Source organism: Bacteroidales bacterium, assembly GCA_013141385.1.
Taxonomy (GTDB): Bacteria; Bacteroidota; Bacteroidia; order Bacteroidales; family Tenuifilaceae; genus UBA8529.
This window is the reverse complement of record JABFRB010000001.1, coordinates 297361-318111: the sequence shown is the minus strand read 5'-3', so window position 1 is coordinate 318111 and position 20751 is coordinate 297361. Positions and strand designations below refer to the sequence as shown.

Here is a 20751-nt window from a genome sequence, read left to right as displayed (position 1 = left end):
GGGTCTTTAGCTGAACTTAGATCTTATAATCTGGCGGAGCTACTAGTTCACCTTTACTCTTCTGGTTAATCGGTATTGAAAATTAATGTTTTTATTTGAATGCAAATCTAAAGGCGGAGCTAGTTCGGCGGAGCCAATGATATCTTACATCAAACTAAATTTATTTAATAAACATTAGATATTAAGTTAGAATTATCAGTAGGGTAAATTACCTTGTTTAAGGTCTTTAATGCAGTATTCTATTATTCTATTCAAAAACCTCTATTATGAATTACAAAATGATTATTAAATCGATCCTGATTCTCTGTTTTCTTCTTGGATGCAGCAAAAAGGGAAACGAGCAAATAATAACCAAAATCACAACACCAACTTCAGGGATAGTCGGGATTCAGAAAGTAGATGATTTTCCTTTCTATGTAATGAACTATGGTAGTGATTATCATTTTGATGATTATCTGAAAACTGGAACCTACCCTGTTTTTGCTCAAAACTATAGTATTAAAGAAGCTAACGTTTGGGGCTGCACCTGCTTTGCTGCAATGGGGAATATTAATACATCATTCTTTGGTCGAAACTTCGATTGGCACGATTGTATCCCTATGCTGCTAATCACTAAACCCGAAAACGGCTACTCATCAGTTTCGATGGTTGACCTCGAATATTTAGGTTTTACAAGAAATAATTTACCCGATAATCCTTCAACCAATCAACGATTAAGCAGGTCGCCCTACTTAACTTTCGATGGGATGAATGAAAAAGGTGTAGCTATAGGTATGATGGCAATTGAAGCAGCGCACTGCACAATAGACCCTGCCAAGGTTACCATTGAAGAACTCGAAGTAATTCGTTTAGTTCTAGATTACGCAGCTTCGGTCGATGAGGCAATAGAACTTATTGGAAAATATAATATCCGCTTTACTAATCCTCCTATTCATTATATGATTGCAGATAAATCGGGAAAATCTACAATTATTGAGTTTGTTGGAGGAGAGATGAAAGTAATCCCAAATGATAACCCATGGCAGGTGTGCACAAACTTTATTGTTACTGGAACCTCAGCACCAAGTAATGTTAGCTGCTGGAGATATAATAAAGCGCATTCTGAGTTACAGAACAATCTAGGCATTGTTAATCTTGATGAAGCCTTTAAACTTGTTGAGGATGTTTCGCAATCAAATACTATATGGTCGATGATATACGACTTAAATAACTGCACAGTAAGCGTTTCATTATCGAGAGGGTATTCACATTGGTATCAGTACAACTTAGCTCTATAAACCTTTCAAACCTGAAAATTCAGATTTTTTTGTTGTTAAACCATTTTTAGACATTTGAATCAAAACTATAATTAAATCAATCCAAATAAATTGCCTCAAAATATTGCTAAACTAACGTCAACTCGATGTAAAATGTTATCCTGAACGAAGCGAAGGAACTAATTATCTAAATTCCAGATGGTTGCTTTCAGCGAATCCTTCGGATTTCACTCCGTTCAGCATGACAAAGCAACAATCTAATGTTAATCTGATAGTCAATATATTATGCTTACACCGAACTCAGGTTAATTATATTGTCATGCTATTTTCAATTTTATCTTTTTTTCAGACTTATCTAATAAGACGGAATGAAAAGGTAGAGCCAGAATATTATCCAAATAAGTCCGATTATGTTTATAACCAAAAGACCAAAACTTTTATGAAATTTCTTCTTAAATGATAAGCCTGCCGTAATAAGTAGAAAGTTTATGGAAAGTATAATTGGTAAGATTAATATTCCTAATCCCATGGGTCCACCTGTTGATAATAGTGTCAAAAAAGAATATGGCAAAAAGTAAATATTAGCCAAGATTATTAATGAAGATACTGTCAATCTTGTAATTCTCAATATTCTAAATACTTATTTCGTCAGTCATAATATTACTTCTTCCGCATAAATCCAAGATACGCTTTTTTTTATATCCCTAATTATGATCAATAGCCATTAAAACTCAGGACCACCAGCGTATTCAAACCCTAGAGCATGAACTATTTCTTGGTATTCGGGCTTTTTAAGTTCTTCTTGGAATTTGTTATAAGTTTCTGAAAAATTACCAGTACCTGAACCATTAATAAATATAAATCCATCTTTTTCTTCTACATCCATGCCTCTTGATGAGAGATCTGCCATAATCTTAGTTCTTAAACTTTTGAAATTGATGATCAACGACTTCCAAATTTCATCAGTTTTCTTTAGGGAATAAAGCAAATCGCTATTACCCATAAATCCCTGATAAATCTGTGGGTAATTATTCTTTGCATACATCATATAAACAAGGATATAGCTCTTAAATTCAAGGTATGCATAGTAAGTACCATAGTAATCAGAGAAAAACTCAGACCAACCAGAAGCATCGTTCCTCTTCTCCTTATAATAATTGTACAAATCAAAACTGGTCTTTGTTCCATTATAATAGGCATTCCATTCATCTAACAAACCATACACCCCGCTCTGCTGTGACCCCATAATGGGCTCAGATGGATATACATAGGTCTGATAACGCGAAGTTACAAGGTTTGACGGGTAAACAGAATTAATTTCCTTTGATACAAAAACATCCGTATGACGTACAAGTCTTGTTTCCTTATTACCAAGATAAAAAGCAGAATAACCCCCATCTTCTATAGGTTTATTGGCTTCCTTAAGAATTTTAAGGTAAACTCTTCCTGTAAATCCATGATCCATCTCATGTACAACAGTATTCAATGATTTTACAATATCCTCCTCCGATTGCCCATCAATCCATGTAGTAAAATCATCATCACCTGATTGGGTTTGCCCACCATACTCAGTAGGTGCTTTATAAAATTCATCCAGAATAAAATATCCATCGGGAGAATAGGTGCTTAGAATTTGCCATGTAAGCCTTTGAACAGGCGTTCCAGTAGGATGATTATTAGTAACCGCTTCATTATTTATTACATTCTCTGTTTCCTGCTGTGGCTGATTATACTCATGAGTTACTTGAGTGGATTGGTTTGAGGTAGAAGCTCCATTCTGCTTAAGGTATTCTTCAACCTCATAATCGCTAGTTTGGATGGCAACGAATTTTCCGTTTTTATCTACCAGGAAAAGTGAAGGGTATGCTTTGATCTGATATAATTTACAAACCTTTTCGTTCTGATCAATCACATTGCGCCATTTCATTTCCTTGGCTAATACCGTGTTTTTCCACTTACTAGCATTCACATCGTTGGCTATGCTGATAATTTCAAATTTTGAACTACCATACTTATTATACAACTCTTTTAATTTGGGGATTGATTTAATGCAAGGGCCACACCAAGTACCCCAAAAATCTAACAATACAATTTTTTCTTTAAAGGATGAAAGGTTTAACGATTTTCCATTGATATCATTTAACGTAAAATCGGGAGCAAATGACCCAACTTCTATGCTATTTTTATGATTATCATTAGGCTGTGTAATATCTTCATTTCCTTCATCAACAGCAACTTGATGATCATCATTAGTTTTAATTGCATCGTTATTTTGTTCATTGGAAACAGTATTTTCGTAAGTAGATCCCGATTCAAATGAAATTCCTTTTATTATGGATTCTATATTATCACGTTGATCCTCAGAAAATAATATTTCACAAGTAAAATGTCTTTTAAAGTCCTTTGAAGCCATAAGGCATAAAATCATGCTACGATCGCCTCTTTGCCCATCAAGCCTAGCAACAGCCATGGTTTTAACGTCCCAAATTTCACGTGCTTTTCCAGATGTTTTATAACCAAATGCAGAGGCGTAGGTGTCTAATGAAGATGCTAAGCCATTAATTCCTTCCATACCTCCAAGGGTTGCAAAGTCGATTGATATCCCATTGCCCTCAAGGTGAAATTCGTTTGAGCCGTTGCTACTACGAAGTTCAATATTCGATTTTACAGAAATCTTGTGATTCATCCATTTGTAGGTGAACTGGGCTGAGGCTTGTGAGATGAAAAAAACGGATGAGATAAGGAAAGTCAAAATCAACCTGATCATAAATTCTATTTTTTTGAGTATCAATTTTAATACTACTCAAAAATAAGCGTTATTTCGAAATAACATAAAAACTAAAATGAAAATAAAATGAATCTAACTGAATCTCCTATATCCTTATCCCAATAACAAGCATATCATCGGTCTGAGAATGCTCATCCCTCCATAGATCTATTCTTTCGGCTAGTAATTCTTTTTGTAACTGAGCTGGGTGATTGGTAATTTCAACAATAAGATTTCGGAAGTTTTTAATCAAAAATTTAGTATTCCTTTCACCGCCCAATTGGTCATGATAACCGTCGGTGAAAATGTAAATCATATCATTCTCCACTAAATCAACGTACTGATCAGTAAAATCATCTTCCCGAGGAAATACGCCAATCGGCATTTTATCAGCAGCATATACGCTTAACTCATTATTTCTAACCACAAAAAGCGGATTATATGCTCCAGCAAAGTTTATTCTCTTCTTTAATGGATCAAAGACACATAATGAGATATCCATACCATCCCTTGTTTCACCATCAAAACCCTTTTGTCGCAAGGCCGCTTTAATCCTAACTCGAAGTTCTGTGAGGATTTTAGCCGCACTAAAGTCATTGATATCAGTAACAACATCGTTGAGCAGCGTTACCCCCAGCATGCTCATGAATGCACCCGGGACACCATGTCCTGTGCAGTCTGCCGCTGCAAAAATAACTTTTCCCTCACGCTGGTTAAAATAGTAAAAATCGCCGCTAACAATATCACGAGGTTGATAAAGTATGAAATACTCCTTGAAGTAGTGCTTTATCAGTTCGATTGGAGGAAGCATTGCCTGCTGAATTCTACTAGCATACTCAATGCTTGATTTTATATCTCTGTTTTGAGTTGCTATCCGATCTCTTTGCTCAGTAACAAACTGGTGCTGCTCTTCAATTTCATCGCGCTGGGTTTCAATCTCCTCCTTTTGCATTTGTATTTCACGAGTACGTTTACGTACCTCCTCTTCAAGTATATCCTTATCACGTTCAAGTTTTGCGGTACGGTATTTAATAATTGCAAATATTCCAATAACAATGATTATTACCATTGCCGAAATAAACCACCATGTAAAGTAGAATGGGGGTTTAATTATAAATGAGTAAGTTGCGTTGGGGCTGCTAATCCATTTTCCAGGGATATGCGATACCTCCACAACAAATCTATAATTACCAGGACTGAGGTTAGAATAGTTAGCCTGAAGAGTTCTGGTAGGTGCACTCCATCCAATATCGGCACCCTCAAGTTTATACCTGTACTGCAATTTTGCAGGAGCTTTATACCAAAGTCCAATATACTGGAATGTAAAGTAATTTTGGGTATAGCTGAATTTTGTTTTAAATTGTGAAACCTGCTTTGAGTAGAGTAATCTATGAGTAATCTGTAGGTTTGGTTCTTGCTGAATTGTTGTATCCATTGATGGGGTATAGCTAATAACTCCCTCCTGCGTACCAATCCAAATAGTCCCTTTAGAATCAGTTACAGCGGAATTAAGGCTTGGCTCCTGATATGCAACCTTATCTTCTTCGCCCCAGTACTCGAATGTTTTGTTTGTTTCATCATATAAATCAATACCCTCGTTGCTTACAAGCATAATTTTACCATCGCGTGTACGAGTGATACTTCGAATTGAGTTTGTTCTAAGGCCATTTATCTCGTTGATAGTTTTAAAGGCTGAGCCATCATAGATATAAATACCCTTATCGGCACTGGCAAACCAAATTTTTCCAGATTGATCTTCGGTGATTGAATAGAATACACGGCTGAAAAGAGAATCGCGTTGATCTTCGCATTTTTGAAATACCCCTTTAGTCATACAAGCAATACCTCCGCCATCGGTTCCAAACCAAAGCCTACTCTTGGAATCAATAAAAGAACAATATATGTAATTTGATGTTAGACCGTTATCAATTGATAGCGTTTTAAATGATTTTGGGTTTTTAGAATCGTAGATTGAAACACCACCACCAGTAGTCGAAAAGAGGATGGTATCCTTTTTCCCGCTGATAGATATTACATTATTGTTAGCCAACCCATTGTTAGTATTGAAAACTTTATAGGTTAAATCATCTGGATTAATTCGATAAACGCCATAGCCATAGGTTCCAGCCCAAATAAATCCTTCCGAATCACAATAAACAGATATGAATAGTAAGAAACTAGTAGGGTTATCCAACACCTTTTGAACCGATATCTTCCCCATTTCGGAGATAATAACCTTAAAAAGACCCTCCTGAGAGGCAACCCAAATGCACCCTTTCTTGTCGAATGCAAGGTTGTAGATGTTCTTTATATTGAAGTTATCATGTTCATCGAGGAATTCAATGCAGTTGTTCTTACGAAGGGTTAAGCCCTCCTTTGAGCTAATCCAAATGTTATGCTCACGATCGAGGAATACAGTTTTGGTTTGCACTGATAAACCTTGGGATTTACCATATTCTTTGTACCAAGCAACACCGTTTGCATCAATATTAAGTTTTACAATTCCATTTCGTTTTGTGCTTATCCAAAACTCAGAGGGGTTAACTATCACAAAATCATTGATGCTACCAAATATCCAATTGCTGACTAAATTGAATTTTTTTGTTTCAATATCATAACTGCATAGGCCTCCATCCTCCATCGCAATCCAGAGTTTTTTATCAGGCGTGAAACAAAGATGTTTTACAATATTATCGGGTAAGCCATCGGACATGGTAATACTATCCACAATGGCTTGTTTTGTGGTGTCGTAAACACAAATTCCTTTATCGGTAGATATGTAAATATTTGAATTTTCTCCTTGAACAATGGAATAGGTATAGTTATCTAACAAACCATCATCGGTATTGATATTGTATACACGTTTACGATTTTTACCACCCCAATAATAGACTCCTTCGCCATATGTTGTAAACCAAACAGTATTGGATTTTGATATTAAAAAACTTGATATTTCAACAGAACTTATCCCCTCTTCTGGTTTAAAGGGAGCAAAATTCTCTCCATCATATATACTTATACTACCATTCTGATGACCAATCCACATAATACCCGCTGAATCCTGAGTAATTGCAGTAATTTCATTGCTTAATAGGCTATTTTCCGTTGTAAAAGGGGTGAATTCTATGCCATTGTATTTTACTAATCCCTGATTTGTTCCAACCCATATAAAGCCTGATTTATCCTGAAAGATAGTATTTACATTTACATCCTTCTTGTTCTTCATCACCTTATATAATTCGAAATGTGGACTTTGAGCCATGGTACTATTAATCCATAGACCAAAGAAACAAGTCAGAAATAAGCATCTTTTTATCATATTAAATATTCTCATTTCTTAATTATCATCTCGATATTGATAGAGACCAGAATTTCTTCGGCAATTTTCTGATTTACAATTGCAGGGATTTTGATATTATGATCATCCAGAAATACTGTAAAATTTGCTGATATAGAAAGTTTACCGTTACTAACAATAATTTTACAAGGTATTATCCTCTCTTGAGTTACGCCATGTACGGAGAATTTACCTTTCCCTCGTATATTATATGTACCATCTTTTCCTAGATTAATATCCTCAATTATTTTACCCTCGAATGTAATTTTTGGATACTTATCTGATTCAAGGTAGTTCTCGTTAAAATGCGTACGCTGTAAACTGCTATTGAATCCTTCAAAACTTTTTACAAGCACACTAAAAGCAAAAGATCTATCAGATGATTTCACCGCTCCTGCTACTGAATTAGACGATGCTTTTATTACCTCCAAAGGTGCGTCGGATGTGAAATTCACCTTACCAGAATTTGTATAGAACAGAACTCCCTGAGAATTGCCAAGTAGAGGGAATAAAAGAAATAATAGGGGGATGATATTTTTAATCATATTGAGATTATTTAATGTATTAACTCAAAAACGTTCGAAATGTTTAATCATTCAAACTAATAGAAATTTCAAATAAACCATTAAAGAAAGCAGGTTTTTAGAAATGAGTTGTTTATTTTTTTGTGTGTGCTAATCCGAATACTCTAATAATATTAAATCCGAAATGGACATCTCCATCCCTCCATTTATGGGTAGTTTCTGGAATAAATACATTTTCCTGTGGAGAAATTGAATTTGTGAATAAAAGTTGAAAAACATGACCACCGGTTTCAATATCGAAACCAAGAGAGAGAGAATTCACGAAATCATCGACCGTTTTACCGGGCAACAAATAGTAATACTCCGCATTAAAAGCTAATCGTTTAGTAAGCTTTAGCCTTCCTCCCATTGCAATCGAATAAACGTTATTTTGATCGGCATCATCTTTTACTAGGTTGCGATGAACAACTCCCGGAGTCAACTGAAGCGAAATTTTATCATTAAATTTGCGGGCAATTTGTAACTGATGGGAATAGCAAAGCCTTGAACTAAAAAGGTTATCCCTATTTGGATCCACCCACTTTTCAGCCGATATAAATGTTGTAGTAGTAAATACAACTGTTACTGGCATTCTCTTACTCCCTTTTGATTGCCTCAATAGTTTAATTTTAAGGAAACCATCAAAAGTTCTTTGGTAAGTACCAGCACCCAGCCCAATGTCAATTCTATTCGACAAACCGTAATCAAAACCCAGCCTGAAAATATTATGCATTAGCCCAAAATAATTGTAGGCACCCTCGGAAATAGGTGCAAATCTGTGCGCAACAATCACCGCTAATTCTCTCCTTCCTATTAATTCAACGGCATGGCCATTCACAAATCGGGTTGCCTTAAATGTTGCTTCGGTGTACTCAATTTGCTTGGGCTGATTTACAATACTATCAAGAGAATCCAGCAAACTTTGTGCATTTACAGTATATCCAATAGACAAGAATAGAAATATGAAAAAAATATTTTTGTTCATAGCACTGATTATTAAATTATTCGGGCATACCGGCATGAATCCAAGCTCCAATTTTTTTTATCAAGCAATCATCGAGTTTTGGTTGACCGTTTGGCATTGGTAAATAACCATCAAAACGATTTATAGCACCCCAAGGTCTTCCTGTATTTATAGCCGCCTTTAAATCCTCGTAAGTATCTGTTTTAATATCCCTATAGTAAAGGTTTGCCGAATGGCAAGAGTAGCAATTATTTTGAAAAATAAATTTAACCCTTGAGTAAGTCATATTCAAAGTATCACAATCATCACCGTATAAATCTTCCTCATTGTTATTCTTACATTGAGTAAAGGAAAAAAAAATAATCAAAAGTATTGGGATTAAGTACAATCTAATTTTCATAACAAAAAAATATCAATTCATTAGGAGAGCAAATTACATAATTTTGAGGATATCCCTAATATTTGTGTTCATTTTAAAACTTTAGAAGAAATAATTTGTTTTAGTGAATATAAGAACTGGAAATATTTGATTAGATCATAACTTCTTTGAATTAAATATATTAGTAAAGTTTTTCTTTGAAACTTTCTACTTAAATTGCCCCAAATAAAAATCTTATAGAATATGTTACAGTCCATTCAAAAGCAAACCTATTCAAATACATTAGGAACACTGGTGTTTATATCATTTAGCATCTTATTCACTAATTCTTTTGCCCAAAATAATTCAATTACTCCCTCTTATCTCGTAGATGATATTAAAGAGCAGCCTAAAATCGATTGGGTTTTTAATATTAATTCCCCAATATTTTCCTCCCCCATTGTAAGCGATACTACGGTTTACTTTGGTGGTCTCGATAGTACCCTATACGCTCTAAATATCAAAACAGGTAGAGAAAATTGGAAATTTAGAACAAATGGTGAAATCCGCTCAAATATCTGCATTAACAATGATTTCCTATATTTAAATGGTGGAGATGGAATTTTATACGCTTTAAGTAAAACGACTGGGGAGAAAGTATGGACGTTTAAAACAAAGGGAGAAAAAAAATATGATTTTGCCGATTATTTTCACTCCTCTCCTGCTTTGGCAAATGGGATTCTCTACTTCGGCTCTGGGGATGGAAATTTATATGCCATTAACGCAGAAACAGGTATTTTAGTCTGGCAATATCAGACAGGAAATGTTGTCCATACCACTCCAACAATTGATAATAACAAGATATTCTTTGGTTCATTCGATGGGTATGTGTATGCTTTAAACCTTTCGTCAGGTGAATTGGTCTGGAAGTTCAAGACAGTAGGTCATCAATACTTTCCAATTGGTGAAGTTCAAGGATCTCCTTCGACTTTTAACCATCTAGTTTTTATTGGTGCTAGAGATTATAATATCTATGCACTTGATCAGGAAAAGGGATATTGTCATTGGAACAAAGCATTTACCCGAGGTTGGGGTCTTTGTAATAATGTCCATGATTCAATACTGTACATTGGTTCTGCTGATGAGCGTGTTTTGATTGCTGCAAATCCCGAAACAGGGAAAGAGTATTGGAAAAAAAATATGGAGTTTCTTGTTTTTGGGAATAATGCATACAGCAAAAGCATGATGTATTTGGGTACAACCATAGGTAAACTTCACGGTATCAGTTTAAGTACTGGGGAAAAAATGTGGAGTTTTGAAACTTTCTCCTATCAGAAAAATCGTATCAAATATTTCAAACCCGATGACTCCTACAGGGATGATATTTACTCAATTATCAAATCAAATGGGCAGTTTCTTGAGGTAGAATATGAGCTAGGAGGTATATTCTCTACACCATATATTTCAAATGAGGTCATTATTTTTACAAGCACTAACGGGATTTTATACTGTTTAAAGAGATAATGAGTAGCAAACAAACTGATTTATAATATTTTATTTCCCCATAAAATCAGGTATCAAGGAACACAAAATTGATATTAATTTGCTTATCACTTAGCAAATACTATCTTCGCAAAAGTATTACAAATGAGATTTCTCATTTGTATACCTAAGATAATGAAAGTTAATATTTCAAACAAATCAATCAAATGGTACAAGGTTTAAGATCGTTAATGTTTCGTGTATGGTATTGGTATATTAGCAAGATAGATTCTAATGCTGAGGTAACATTTATGAATTACGGATACGATGATCCATCGTTAAAAGTAACCTTAGATAAAGACGATGAACCAAATCGTTATTCGATCCAATTGTACCATCGATTAGCAAGTACAGTAGATTTAAAAGATAAAAATATAGTTGAAGTGGGTTGCGGTAGAGGGGGCGGTTTAGCCTACATCGCCAAAACGTTTTCCCCTTCAAATGCACTTGGTATTGATCTTGAAAATCGTGCAGTAGATTTTGCAAATAGCCATCACAATAGCATTGGTTTAAAATTCAAACAGGGTGATGCTCAAAACATTCCCCTTGAAAGTAATTCTTATGATGTACTACTAAATGTTGAGTCATCACACAGATATTTGGACATGAACAAATTCCTTTCGGAGGTTACCCGTGTATTAAAGCACGATGGCTATTTTTTGTATACTGATTTTAGATACCCCCATGAAATGCCTACCTTAAAGGAATCGCTAGATTCAATGAACCTAACCCTAATTGAGGAGCAACTCATAAATCCAAATGTGATTTCAGCCCTGAAAAATGATACTGAACGGAGAAAAGATTTAGTAAAAAGGTTAACTCCTAAGATTTTTCATAAAACGGCATTAAACTTTGCAGGGGTAGTTGATTCGCCAACTTACAATCAAATTCTTTCGGGTGATTTGGTTTATTACATCTACATTCTCAAAAAGAATGGACAAACTAATAATAACTGATAATATAGTATTCTATGTCGTTTAGTTAAAGTTTCTGTATGCTGAACGAAGTAAAATCCGAAGGATTCGCTGAAAGCAACCATCTCTATTTAACAATGAAAACAGTTCCTTCGCTATCGCTCAGGATGACAAAAACGGATCTATTTTCCTTAACAAAAGACATTGGTACAGTATTGATTAAATCTCACTAAATCCAACCAATCTTTGGTTTTTCTCATCCCATAGTTTAAGTCTAAGCGACTTAAGGCTCGAAAAGAATGTAATAGGTTTTTGGTCATGAAAAATTGGATTTTCCTTATGACATTTAGGCAACTTATAATTTGGTATTTTAGGGCTTAAATGATGGATATGATGAAACCCAATATTTCCCGTAAACCATTGAAGTAAAAAAGGTAGTTTGAAGTACGAACTTCCCTCTAGGGCAATTGTTTTGTAATCCCACTTATCCGCACGCTCCCATTTTACCGAATCATACTGATGTTGTACATAGAACAGCCAAACCCCATGAACCGATGAGATATATGTAACTGGTATTTGAATAAGTAAATACGCTTTCCAACCAATAGCCCATATTACAAGGAAAACCATTAAAGCCATAGCTAGATTAGAAAGATGAAGGTAAAGATGCTCCTTCCTCCCCATATATGCTTTGGGTAAACGATATTGAATTAAAAACAAAAGTATTGGTGCCACGCCAATCAGAAATATTGGATTGCGATATATACGGTATCCAAATTTTTTCCATCTCGTCAACTTCTTATACTCCTCAACGGTTAATGTTTGGACATCTCCCACACCCCGTTTATCTAGGTTGCCAACCGTTGCATGATGCTCCTTATGGTCGTGATGCCATCTGTGATAAGGGGTAAACGAAAGTAGTCCTAAAGGAATTCCAACAAATCTGTTTAATCTATCTGATTTAAAAAACGAACCATGCCCACAATCATGAAAGATGATAAATATTCTAACCAAGAAACCAGCTGCAAAAACAGATAAAAGGAGAGTAATCCAATACGATATATCTAAACTATACACCATTAAAAACCAAAGTAAAAAATATGGAACAACTGAATTAACAACCTGCCACCAACTCTTAAAAATGCTAGGAAAATTGTATTTCATAACAACTTTAATCCAATTGGAATTAGTATCAACAATATTGGAGTTAGATGTTGTCATTTTGAGTGAAAAAATAATGAATATGAAGTACTTAGTATAAAATTGAAAGAAGAAATGCAATCCAATTAACCTATTACCCGAGGTAAATCAATAATTGTATTTGACGATAAACAAAAAGGTGGATTAAAAGTTCAAACTTACAAATTGATTTTTGGTTATAGAGAACTCTATAAAAATGATAACTGTTTGAAGAATTCTATTCCAATTCAAAGTCACTCGAACCTATTATTCTGACAATTAAGTTCTTAGGCAACATTCTGGTTATAGTTAAAAATAGCGAGTTTGACTTGGTGTTTAAGTGCCTTTGTGGCTAAAAAAATGACACTAAGCAAAAAAAACTAATACAGATTGCAACACAATTATAAACTACAACCAATATTCTATATCAGACACCCAAAAATATTAACCTCTTTAACTTGTGGTACTATGAGCTAATTTACTATTCTTATAGCCATACGAATAGTAGATAATTAATCCTAATAATAACCAAATGCCAAATCGTAACCAGTTAGATATTCCCAACTCTGTCATTAGGTAAAGATTTGTAAGCAAACCTAGAATTGGAATAAGTGATAATTTTTTAATAATTCCAAGAAGGGTAATAAATATTGATATTACCATAAAAACAAATAAAGGAATCTTCTCATTAAAAGGGCTGTTTGCTGAACCTCCGAACTTAAAGAAACTATAAACACCATCTGAATTAAAGTAGAATATACCCATAAAAACCAAAATCCATATAATTGGCAGAAAATACATGCTATTCAAATAGGGTACTTTATATGTTTTCTCTGATGTTGGTTTATTGTTTTGTTTATCCATTAAAAGTACTCCTGCTGAGACAAGTGCAAAAGCAAAAAGAGTACCTATACTTGTAAGGTTCGTAACCTCCGTGAGGTTAAGGAAAAGCGATGGAATTGCAACCATTATTCCAGTGATAATTGTTGAGAAGGCTGGTGTCTTAAAACGCTTATGAATCTTGGAAAAGATTTTCGGTAAAAGACCATCACGGCTCATACTCATCCAAATTCTTGGTTGTCCAACCTGAAAAACCAATAGAACACTAGCCATAGCTATTATTGCACTAATTGCTATTACTCCAGAAAGTTTTGTGAGATGTAATTTTTGGAAAACATATGCCAATGGATCTCCTACTGCTAACTCACTGTAATGAACCATTCCTGTGAGAACCAAACTTATTAGAATGTACAAAACAGTTGTGATAACCAATGAATAGATCATTGCTCTAGGCAAATCCCTTCTAGGATTTTTACACTCCTCTGCTGTAGTAGATATAGCATCAAATCCAATATACGCAAAGAATACGCCTGAAACACCCTTCATTACACCAGCCAATCCATTTGGAGCAAACGGATTCCAATTCTGGGGATTAATATAAAAAGCCCCTACACCAATTACAACGAGTAGTATGCTTACCTTGAGCAAAACCATTGTGTTACTAGCAACTTTAGCTTCATGAATACCAATGTATACTAGTACTGTAATAAAGACAACTATTGAAAAAGCAGGAATATCTGCAATCAACCTTAAATCACCTATCATTGGTGCATTAACCCAAGCAAAATAAGCTTCTTTTAGTGGCATTGTAAGCGAGTTGATATCAATCCCTTTGGCAATTTCAATACAAGCACTATGGTAGCCTCGCAGAGCGCTTAAATAATCAACTGTTAAGTATTCGGGAATATGGATGTTTATACTTCCCATAAACCCCGTAAAATAATCGGACCATGAAATGGCAACTGCGATATTTCCAACTGCATATTCCATTATTAAGTCCCACCCTATTATCCATGCTATGAGTTCGCCAAAACTGACGTAAGAATAGGTATACGCACTCCCACTTATTGGAACCGATGATGCAAACTGTGCGTAACACATTGCAGAAAATCCACAAGCAATTGCAGTAAAGACAAAGAGTAGGGAAACCGCGGGTCCTCCAGTTGAAGCAGCAGTACCAATTGTACTAAAAATACCCGCACCAATTATAGCAGCTATTCCAAATGCCGTTAAATCTCTAACATTAAGATTTCTATTTAGTTTATGCTCTTTAGATTCTGTATCTGCATCCCTTAATATTGAATCAATAGTCTTCCTTCTAAAAAGATTTGATGCCATTTTTTAAATGTATTTGGACGAAAATAGTCATTTTTAAATATTAATAGAAATTACTATTTCTTTTTTAATCTGATAAATGGGACTCTCTCTTTGTGAAAAGGTTTAAGACTCCTTGGTTTGAGGTGAGCAAAAGCATTATGAGGGAATAAAATAAAACAGAGCCAAGGTAGTGCCTCCAGTTATAGAGGGTTAACCTTAGCTCTGTTTAATCAATCATTCAATTAGTCAATAGATATCTATCAACTAATTGCAGCTATACTATTCTACTATGAGTTTATCAGTACACATAAACTTCTGGTTATATACTCTTATAAAGTATATACCACTTGTGATTCCTGTTAGATCAATAGTTTTTATTCCTGATAGGTTCTTTTCACTACTTTGATAGAATCTAACACCATCAATCCTTACAATCTCAATTGTATAAGATTCAGATGATGGGTTGTTTAAGTAAATATTTACCTTATCAACCGCAGGGTTAGGATAAATCTTGTAGCTAAATTCTTTATTATCATCAATACCTGTTTCCACTAAATCATTCAGGTTAATTGTAATATTACCATCACTGGAATGAGTAACATCCGATACACTTACAACAAGATTGAATATAGGAGTTGTTTCAAAATCCAGTGCCAGAGTGTTATTTACAGTTATTGCACCAGTTGCTGAATTAATAGCAAATGCATTATTAGTATTTCCAGATGTAATGGAATAGGTTAGGCTATTTAATACTCCATCCGCATCAGTTGCAGCAACAGTTCCAACTGCTGTACTATTTGCACTGTTTTCATCTATTGCAAACGTTGCATCTGTAACAACAGGTGAGTTGTCATTTAAGTTGTTTAAATTGATTGTAAACACTCCGTCAGCAGAATGAGTTCCGTCAGAAACTCTAATAGTTACCGAATAAGATTGAATGGTTTCATAATCCAGCAATGTAGAATTATTAACTGATACAACACCAGTATTTAAATCAACTGCAAATGGACTAGAGGCTTTTGTGCTTACTAATGAGAAAGTCAATACATTCAAGATTCCATCTGGATCATTTGCAGAAATAGTACATACTGATGTCCCATTAGAACTATTTTCATCAAGTGCGAAAGTTCCTCCATTAATTGTAGGAGCATTATCATTCAAATTATTCAGATTTACTGTGACTACACCACTTGCAGTATGTAATCCATCAGAAACTTGAACGGTTAATGAGAATGATGTAACAGTTTCATAATCTAAAGCTGTTGAATTATTAACTGTTATCTGACCACTAGATGAGTTAATTGCGAATGTATTATCAGTATTACCTGAAGTAATAGTCCAATTTTGGAAATTGGTTCCATAATCTGGATCAGTTGCTAAAACAGTACCAACTACAGTACTATTTGCAGAATTCTCATTAATAACAAATGATTGATTTGGAGTAACAACAGGGTTTTCATCATTAACTGCACTAACAGTAATCGAAACTGTTTGAGACTGGCTAGTATTTACACCATCGGATACTGTTAGAGTCAATGTGAAACTTTGATTGATATTTGAATTTAGTCCTGTATTATCAACCACTGTAATAACTCCAGTTGATGAATTTATCGTAAAATACCCACCACCATTTCCAGCGGTAATTGTCCAACTCTGGAAAGTCGTTGCTGTTACATCACCATCAGTTGCTACTACTGTTCCAACAGTTGTACCATTTGGTGATTGTTCGGTAACATACAATACTTGCGATGCTGTTATTACAGGAACTACATCGTTCACATCGTTTAAATTTATAGTAACGCTCTCTTCGGCACTTGTATTAGTACCATCACTAACAGTCACTTTTATTGTAAATGAAGAGTTTGCTTCTCTATCTAAATCTCCAGCATCAAAAACTGTAATTTGACCTGTGGTTGAATTTATAGCAAATGCATCAGTACCATTAGTATTCGGATTTACGTTAGATGTGATTGTCCAATTGCTAAATGTAGTACCAGCATCAGGATCAGTAGCAGAAACTGTTCCTACAACTGTCCCAACAATTGAATTTTCATTTATACTGAAACTTTGCGAAGCAGTAACAACAGGTGATTCATTTACATTATGAATTGAAATGGCATATGACTTCTCAAAATATAAACTGCCTTGATCTGTTGAGCGAAAACGTACAAGATAACTACTCTTAGTTTCGTAATCAGGACTTGATATTATATGCAATTCATTGCCGCTAATACTAAATGAAGAATTATCCGAACTCCCTGCCCCTGCAACCAATGTATAGGTGAAAGTATTGCCTGCATCTTGATCTGTTGTACTTAAAGTGCCTATCGTTGAGTTAGCAGCAACGTTCTCATCTATTGAATTTGCAGATAAGGAGATATTAGTTGGTGCTTCATTCAGATCATTAATAGTGATTGTGAAGGCCTTCTCGTATGTCAAACTTCCCTGATCGGTAGTACGAACACGTACTGAGTAACTGTTCTTCGTCTCAAAGTCGGGGCTATTGGTAATACGTAAATTACCACCACTAATATTAAACGAAGCATTATCAGTATCGCCTACTCCAGCCACCAAGGTATAAGTAAATGTATTACCAGCATCAACGTCTGTTGAAGTTAAGCCACCAACTGTTGAATTGCCCACTACATTTTCATCGATTGTATTTGCAGATAGGGTAATATCAGTTGGTATTTCATTCACGTTGTTAATAGTGATAGTAAAAGTCTTCTCAAAATTCAAACTACCCTGATCTGTTGTTCGAATACGTACTGAGTAACTGTTTTTAGTTTCGAAATCTGGACTATTGGTGATACGCAAGCTGCTACCGCTAATGTTAAATGAGGCGTTATCAGTATCTCCAGTTCCTGCTTCAAGTGTGTAGGTGAAAGTGTCACCTGCATCTATATCCGTTGTGCTCAAAGTACCAATAGTTGAATTTGCTACTACATTCTCGTTGATTGATGTAGCAGATAACGCTATATCAGTTGGAGTTTCGTTAACATTATTAATGGTGATTGTAAAGGCTTTCTCATAGGTCAAACTTCCCTGATCGGTAGTGCGAACCCTTACGGAGTAGCTGCTCTTAGTCTCAAAGTCAGGGCTATTAGTGATACGCAAGCTACTACCACTAATGTTAAACGAAGCGTTATCGGTACTACCAGTTCCTGCTACAAGTGTATAGGTGAAAGTATTACCTGCATCCTGATCCGTTGAACTCAATGTGCCAATAGTTGAGTTAGCTACAACATTTTCATTGATTGAACTAGCAGATAGGGTAATGTCACTAGGAGCTTCATTCAGGTCATTGATAGTAACAATGAAAACCTTTTCAAACCATAAACTTCCCTGATCAGTTGAGCGAACCCTTACGGAATAGCTGTTTTTAGTCTCAAAATCGGGACTGCTATTGATGCGTAGACTACTCCCGCTAATATTAAACGAAGCATTGTCAGTACTTCCAGTACCCGCAACTAGAGTATAGGTAAAGGTGTTGCCAGCATCCGGGTCGGTTGTGCTCAAAGTACCCACTGTAGAGTTTGCTACCACATTCTCGTTGATTGATGCAACAGATAACGCTAAGTCAGTTGGTGTTTCGTTTACATTATTGATAGTAATTGTAAATGCTTTCTCGTAGAACAAAGTACCTTGATCGGTAGTACGAACCCGTACAGAGTAACTGCTCTTTGTCTCAAAATCAGGGCTATTTGTAATACGTAAACCACTTCCACTGATGTTAAACGAGGCATTATCAGTACTGCCTGTTCCCGCCACAAGTGTATAGGTGAAAGTGTTGACCGCATCTTGATCTGTAGAACTAAGTGTGCCCACTGTTGAGTTTGCTACCACATTCTCATTGATTGAACTTGCTGATAAGGAAATATCAGTAGGTGCTTCATTCAAGTCATTAATAGTAATGGTAAAGGCCTTCTCATAGAACAAAGTACCTTGGTCTGTAGTACGAACACGCACAGAATAGCTGCTCTTTGTCTCAAAATCAGGGCTACCTGTGATACGCAAACTATTAGCGCTAATATTAAACGAAGCGTTATCCGTACTGCCAGTTCCTGCTACAAGTGTATATGTAAAGGTGTTAACTGCATCAGAATCAGTTGTACTAAGCGTACCAACAGTCGAATTGGCAACTACATTCTCGTTGATTGAACTTGCAGATAAAGCAATATCCGTAGGTGTTTCATTTAAATCATTAATAGTAATAGTAAAAGCCTTCTCAAATGTTAAACTACCTTGATCGGTTGTTCTAACACGCACCGAATAGCTACTCTTTGTCTCAAAATTGGGGCTGTTAGTGATACGCAAACTGCTACCGCTAATGTTAAATGAAGCGTTATCAGTATCTCCTGTTCCAACTACAAGTGTATAAGTAAATGTGCCAGCATCTGGATCAGTAGAACTTAGAGTACCTATTGCTGAATTAGCAACTACATTCTCATTGATAGAACTTGCAGATAAAGAAATATCTGTTGGGGTTTCATTAACATTGCTAATAGTGATAGTAAAGGCCTTCTCGTAAGTTAAACTCCCTTGATCTGTGGTACGAACCCTTACAGAGTAGCTGCTTTTTGTCTCGAAATCAGGACTGCTTGTGATACGCAAACTGCTACCACTAATGTTGAACGATGCATTGTCAGTACTGCCTGTTCCAGCAACCAACGTATACGTGAATGAATTACCTGCATCCTGATCTGTAGTATTCAAATTACCAATCGCAGAATTTCCGGCAACATTCTCATTGATTGAACTTGCAGAAAGAGATATATCGGTTGGAGCTTCGTTTAAATCGTTAATAGTAATTGTATAGGCTTTCTCATAGTATAATGCACCTTGGTCTGTTGTGCGTACTCGCACTGAATAGCTGCTCTTAGTCTCATAATCAGGACTATTGGTAATACGCAAACTGCTACCGCTAATATTGAATGAGGCATTATCTGTGCCACCTGTGCCAGCAACCAATGAGTAGGTAAAGGTATTGCCAACATCAGGATCGGTAGTACTAAGAGTACCAACAGCTGAGTTGGCAGAAACATTTTCATTTACAGCACTTGCAGAAAGAGATACATCAGTAGGTGCATTATTAACACCTGCTGAAACATCAACAGCATATTCTTCCATTTCACCATATGCAAAGTAAGACAGATAATCACCATTACCACCATCAGCATCCAAAGTCACTCTTAACCATGTGGTGCCAATTGCAGCATCATTTGGAACAGTAATATTTAAAGTTACTGTAGCACTAGCATGACCTGGTAAACCCAACACATAACATTCGCTTGATATCTCCCCTGTGCCTCCATCTCCTGGTCTTTTTCCACCACAATCACCATTTCTATCCCAATCGATATATGCGGCAATATACTGGAAGGAAAAATCTGCACCAACATTATTTACTGTAACAGAAAGGGTATAAGTCTGGCCTAAAACAACGCTAGCGTGAGTTGAACCAGAATAATTATTTCGCCATGAAACATTTGCCGTAGTATTATTAATTCCAGCAAAAGTCACATTAGTAACCCAATCACCATAAGTAAATGGAGTAGTTGGCACAGGATATAGGCCAGGATTTGTTACAGTAGGGTGATAAGGTAATGTTGGATATTGAGCATAAACACCACTTGTTAAAAACAAAATTATTAGTGTTAATGCTATTTTTACTACATAAGAGTAAATTTTTCTCATAACATCATAGATTTAAA

Annotated in this window: 12 protein-coding genes; 4 read left to right on the top strand and 8 right to left on the bottom strand. The window is 35.4% G+C overall.

What is annotated here, in order from left to right; genetic code table 11:
* The first annotated feature begins 266 nt into the window (after positions 1-266).
* A complete protein-coding gene (locus HOO91_01200) occupies positions 267-1277 on the top strand; it encodes a linear amide C-N hydrolase (GenBank protein NOU16163.1) in 1011 nt (336 codons plus the stop codon).
* 703 nt (positions 1278-1980) lie between these two features.
* On the opposite strand, the gene HOO91_01195 is transcribed toward HOO91_01200, so the two are convergent.
* The 5 genes from HOO91_01195 to HOO91_01175 all read right to left on the bottom strand — a co-directional run bounded on the left by HOO91_01195 (position 1981) and on the right by HOO91_01175 (position 9287).
* Complete coding sequence (locus HOO91_01195; GenBank protein ID NOU16162.1) at positions 1981-4023, bottom strand: TlpA family protein disulfide reductase; 2043 nt, start codon at positions 4021-4023, stop codon at positions 1981-1983.
* 106 nt (positions 4024-4129) lie between these two features.
* Positions 4130-7249 carry a SpoIIE family protein phosphatase gene (locus tag HOO91_01190; GenBank protein ID NOU16161.1) on the bottom strand — a complete coding sequence of 1040 codons (3120 nt, stop codon included), beginning with the start codon at positions 7247-7249 and terminating at the stop codon, positions 4130-4132.
* Between the two features lie 104 nt (positions 7250-7353).
* Positions 7354-7905 (bottom strand): YceI family protein, encoded by a 552-nt coding sequence (locus tag HOO91_01185; protein NOU16160.1) that lies wholly within the window; start codon positions 7903-7905, stop codon positions 7354-7356.
* A gap of 112 nt (positions 7906-8017) precedes the next feature.
* Positions 8018-8908 (bottom strand): hypothetical protein, encoded by an 891-nt coding sequence (locus tag HOO91_01180; protein NOU16159.1) that lies wholly within the window; start codon positions 8906-8908, stop codon positions 8018-8020.
* A 16-nt stretch (positions 8909-8924) separates the two neighbouring features.
* Positions 8925-9287, bottom strand: a complete 363-nt coding sequence (locus HOO91_01175) for a hypothetical protein (protein NOU16158.1) — start codon at positions 9285-9287, stop codon at positions 8925-8927.
* A gap of 222 nt (positions 9288-9509) precedes the next feature.
* On the opposite strand from HOO91_01175, the gene HOO91_01170 reads away from it, so the two are divergent.
* From HOO91_01170 to HOO91_01160, 3 genes are all read left to right on the top strand, one after another.
* Positions 9510-10769 carry a PQQ-binding-like beta-propeller repeat protein gene (locus HOO91_01170; protein ID NOU16157.1) on the top strand — a complete coding sequence of 420 codons (1260 nt, stop codon included), beginning with the start codon at positions 9510-9512 and terminating at the stop codon, positions 10767-10769.
* Positions 10770-10954: 185 nt separating this feature from the next.
* Positions 10955-11743 (top strand): class I SAM-dependent methyltransferase, encoded by a 789-nt coding sequence (locus HOO91_01165; GenBank protein ID NOU16156.1) that lies wholly within the window; start codon positions 10955-10957, stop codon positions 11741-11743.
* A gap of 38 nt (positions 11744-11781) precedes the next feature.
* Positions 11782-11934, top strand: a complete 153-nt coding sequence (locus HOO91_01160; protein NOU16155.1) for a hypothetical protein — start codon at positions 11782-11784, stop codon at positions 11932-11934.
* Here the strand turns inward: HOO91_01160 and HOO91_01155 are convergent.
* The 3 genes from HOO91_01155 to HOO91_01145 all read right to left on the bottom strand — a co-directional run bounded on the left by HOO91_01155 (position 11921) and on the right by HOO91_01145 (position 20734).
* Positions 11921-12922 carry a fatty acid desaturase gene (locus HOO91_01155; protein NOU16154.1) on the bottom strand — a complete coding sequence of 334 codons (1002 nt, stop codon included), beginning with the start codon at positions 12920-12922 and terminating at the stop codon, positions 11921-11923. The two genes, HOO91_01160 and HOO91_01155, sit on opposite strands and share 14 nt — an antisense overlap.
* 411 nt (positions 12923-13333) lie before the next feature.
* A complete protein-coding gene (locus tag HOO91_01150) occupies positions 13334-15058 on the bottom strand; it encodes an amino acid permease (GenBank protein ID NOU16153.1) in 1725 nt (574 codons plus the stop codon).
* Positions 15059-15316: 258 nt separating this feature from the next.
* A complete protein-coding gene (locus tag HOO91_01145) occupies positions 15317-20734 on the bottom strand; it encodes a T9SS type A sorting domain-containing protein (protein NOU16152.1) in 5418 nt (1805 codons plus the stop codon).
* Between the last annotated feature and the right edge of the window lie 17 nt (positions 20735-20751).

Bases quoted from the DNA above. Each gene is read 5' to 3' on its own strand.
- HOO91_01200 (NOU16163.1), top strand. From the start codon at position 267: ATGAATTACAAAATGATTATTAAATCGATCCTGATTCTCTGTTTTCTT.
- HOO91_01195 (NOU16162.1), bottom strand. From the start codon at position 4,023: ATGATCAGGTTGATTTTGACTTTCCTTATCTCATCCGTTTTTTTCATC.
- HOO91_01190 (NOU16161.1), bottom strand. From the start codon at position 7,249: ATGAAGAACAAGAAGGATGTAAATGTAAATACTATCTTTCAGGATAAA.
- HOO91_01185 (NOU16160.1), bottom strand. From the start codon at position 7,905: ATGATTAAAAATATCATCCCCCTATTATTTCTTTTATTCCCTCTACTT.
- HOO91_01180 (NOU16159.1), bottom strand. From the start codon at position 8,908: ATGAACAAAAATATTTTTTTCATATTTCTATTCTTGTCTATTGGATAT.
- HOO91_01175 (NOU16158.1), bottom strand. From the start codon at position 9,287: ATGAAAATTAGATTGTACTTAATCCCAATACTTTTGATTATTTTTTTT.
- HOO91_01170 (NOU16157.1), top strand. From the start codon at position 9,510: ATGTTACAGTCCATTCAAAAGCAAACCTATTCAAATACATTAGGAACA.
- HOO91_01165 (NOU16156.1), top strand. From the start codon at position 10,955: ATGGTACAAGGTTTAAGATCGTTAATGTTTCGTGTATGGTATTGGTAT.
- HOO91_01160 (NOU16155.1), top strand. From the start codon at position 11,782: ATGCTGAACGAAGTAAAATCCGAAGGATTCGCTGAAAGCAACCATCTC.
- HOO91_01155 (NOU16154.1), bottom strand. From the start codon at position 12,922: ATGACAACATCTAACTCCAATATTGTTGATACTAATTCCAATTGGATT.
- HOO91_01150 (NOU16153.1), bottom strand. From the start codon at position 15,058: ATGGCATCAAATCTTTTTAGAAGGAAGACTATTGATTCAATATTAAGG.
- HOO91_01145 (NOU16152.1), bottom strand. From the start codon at position 20,734: ATGAGAAAAATTTACTCTTATGTAGTAAAAATAGCATTAACACTAATA.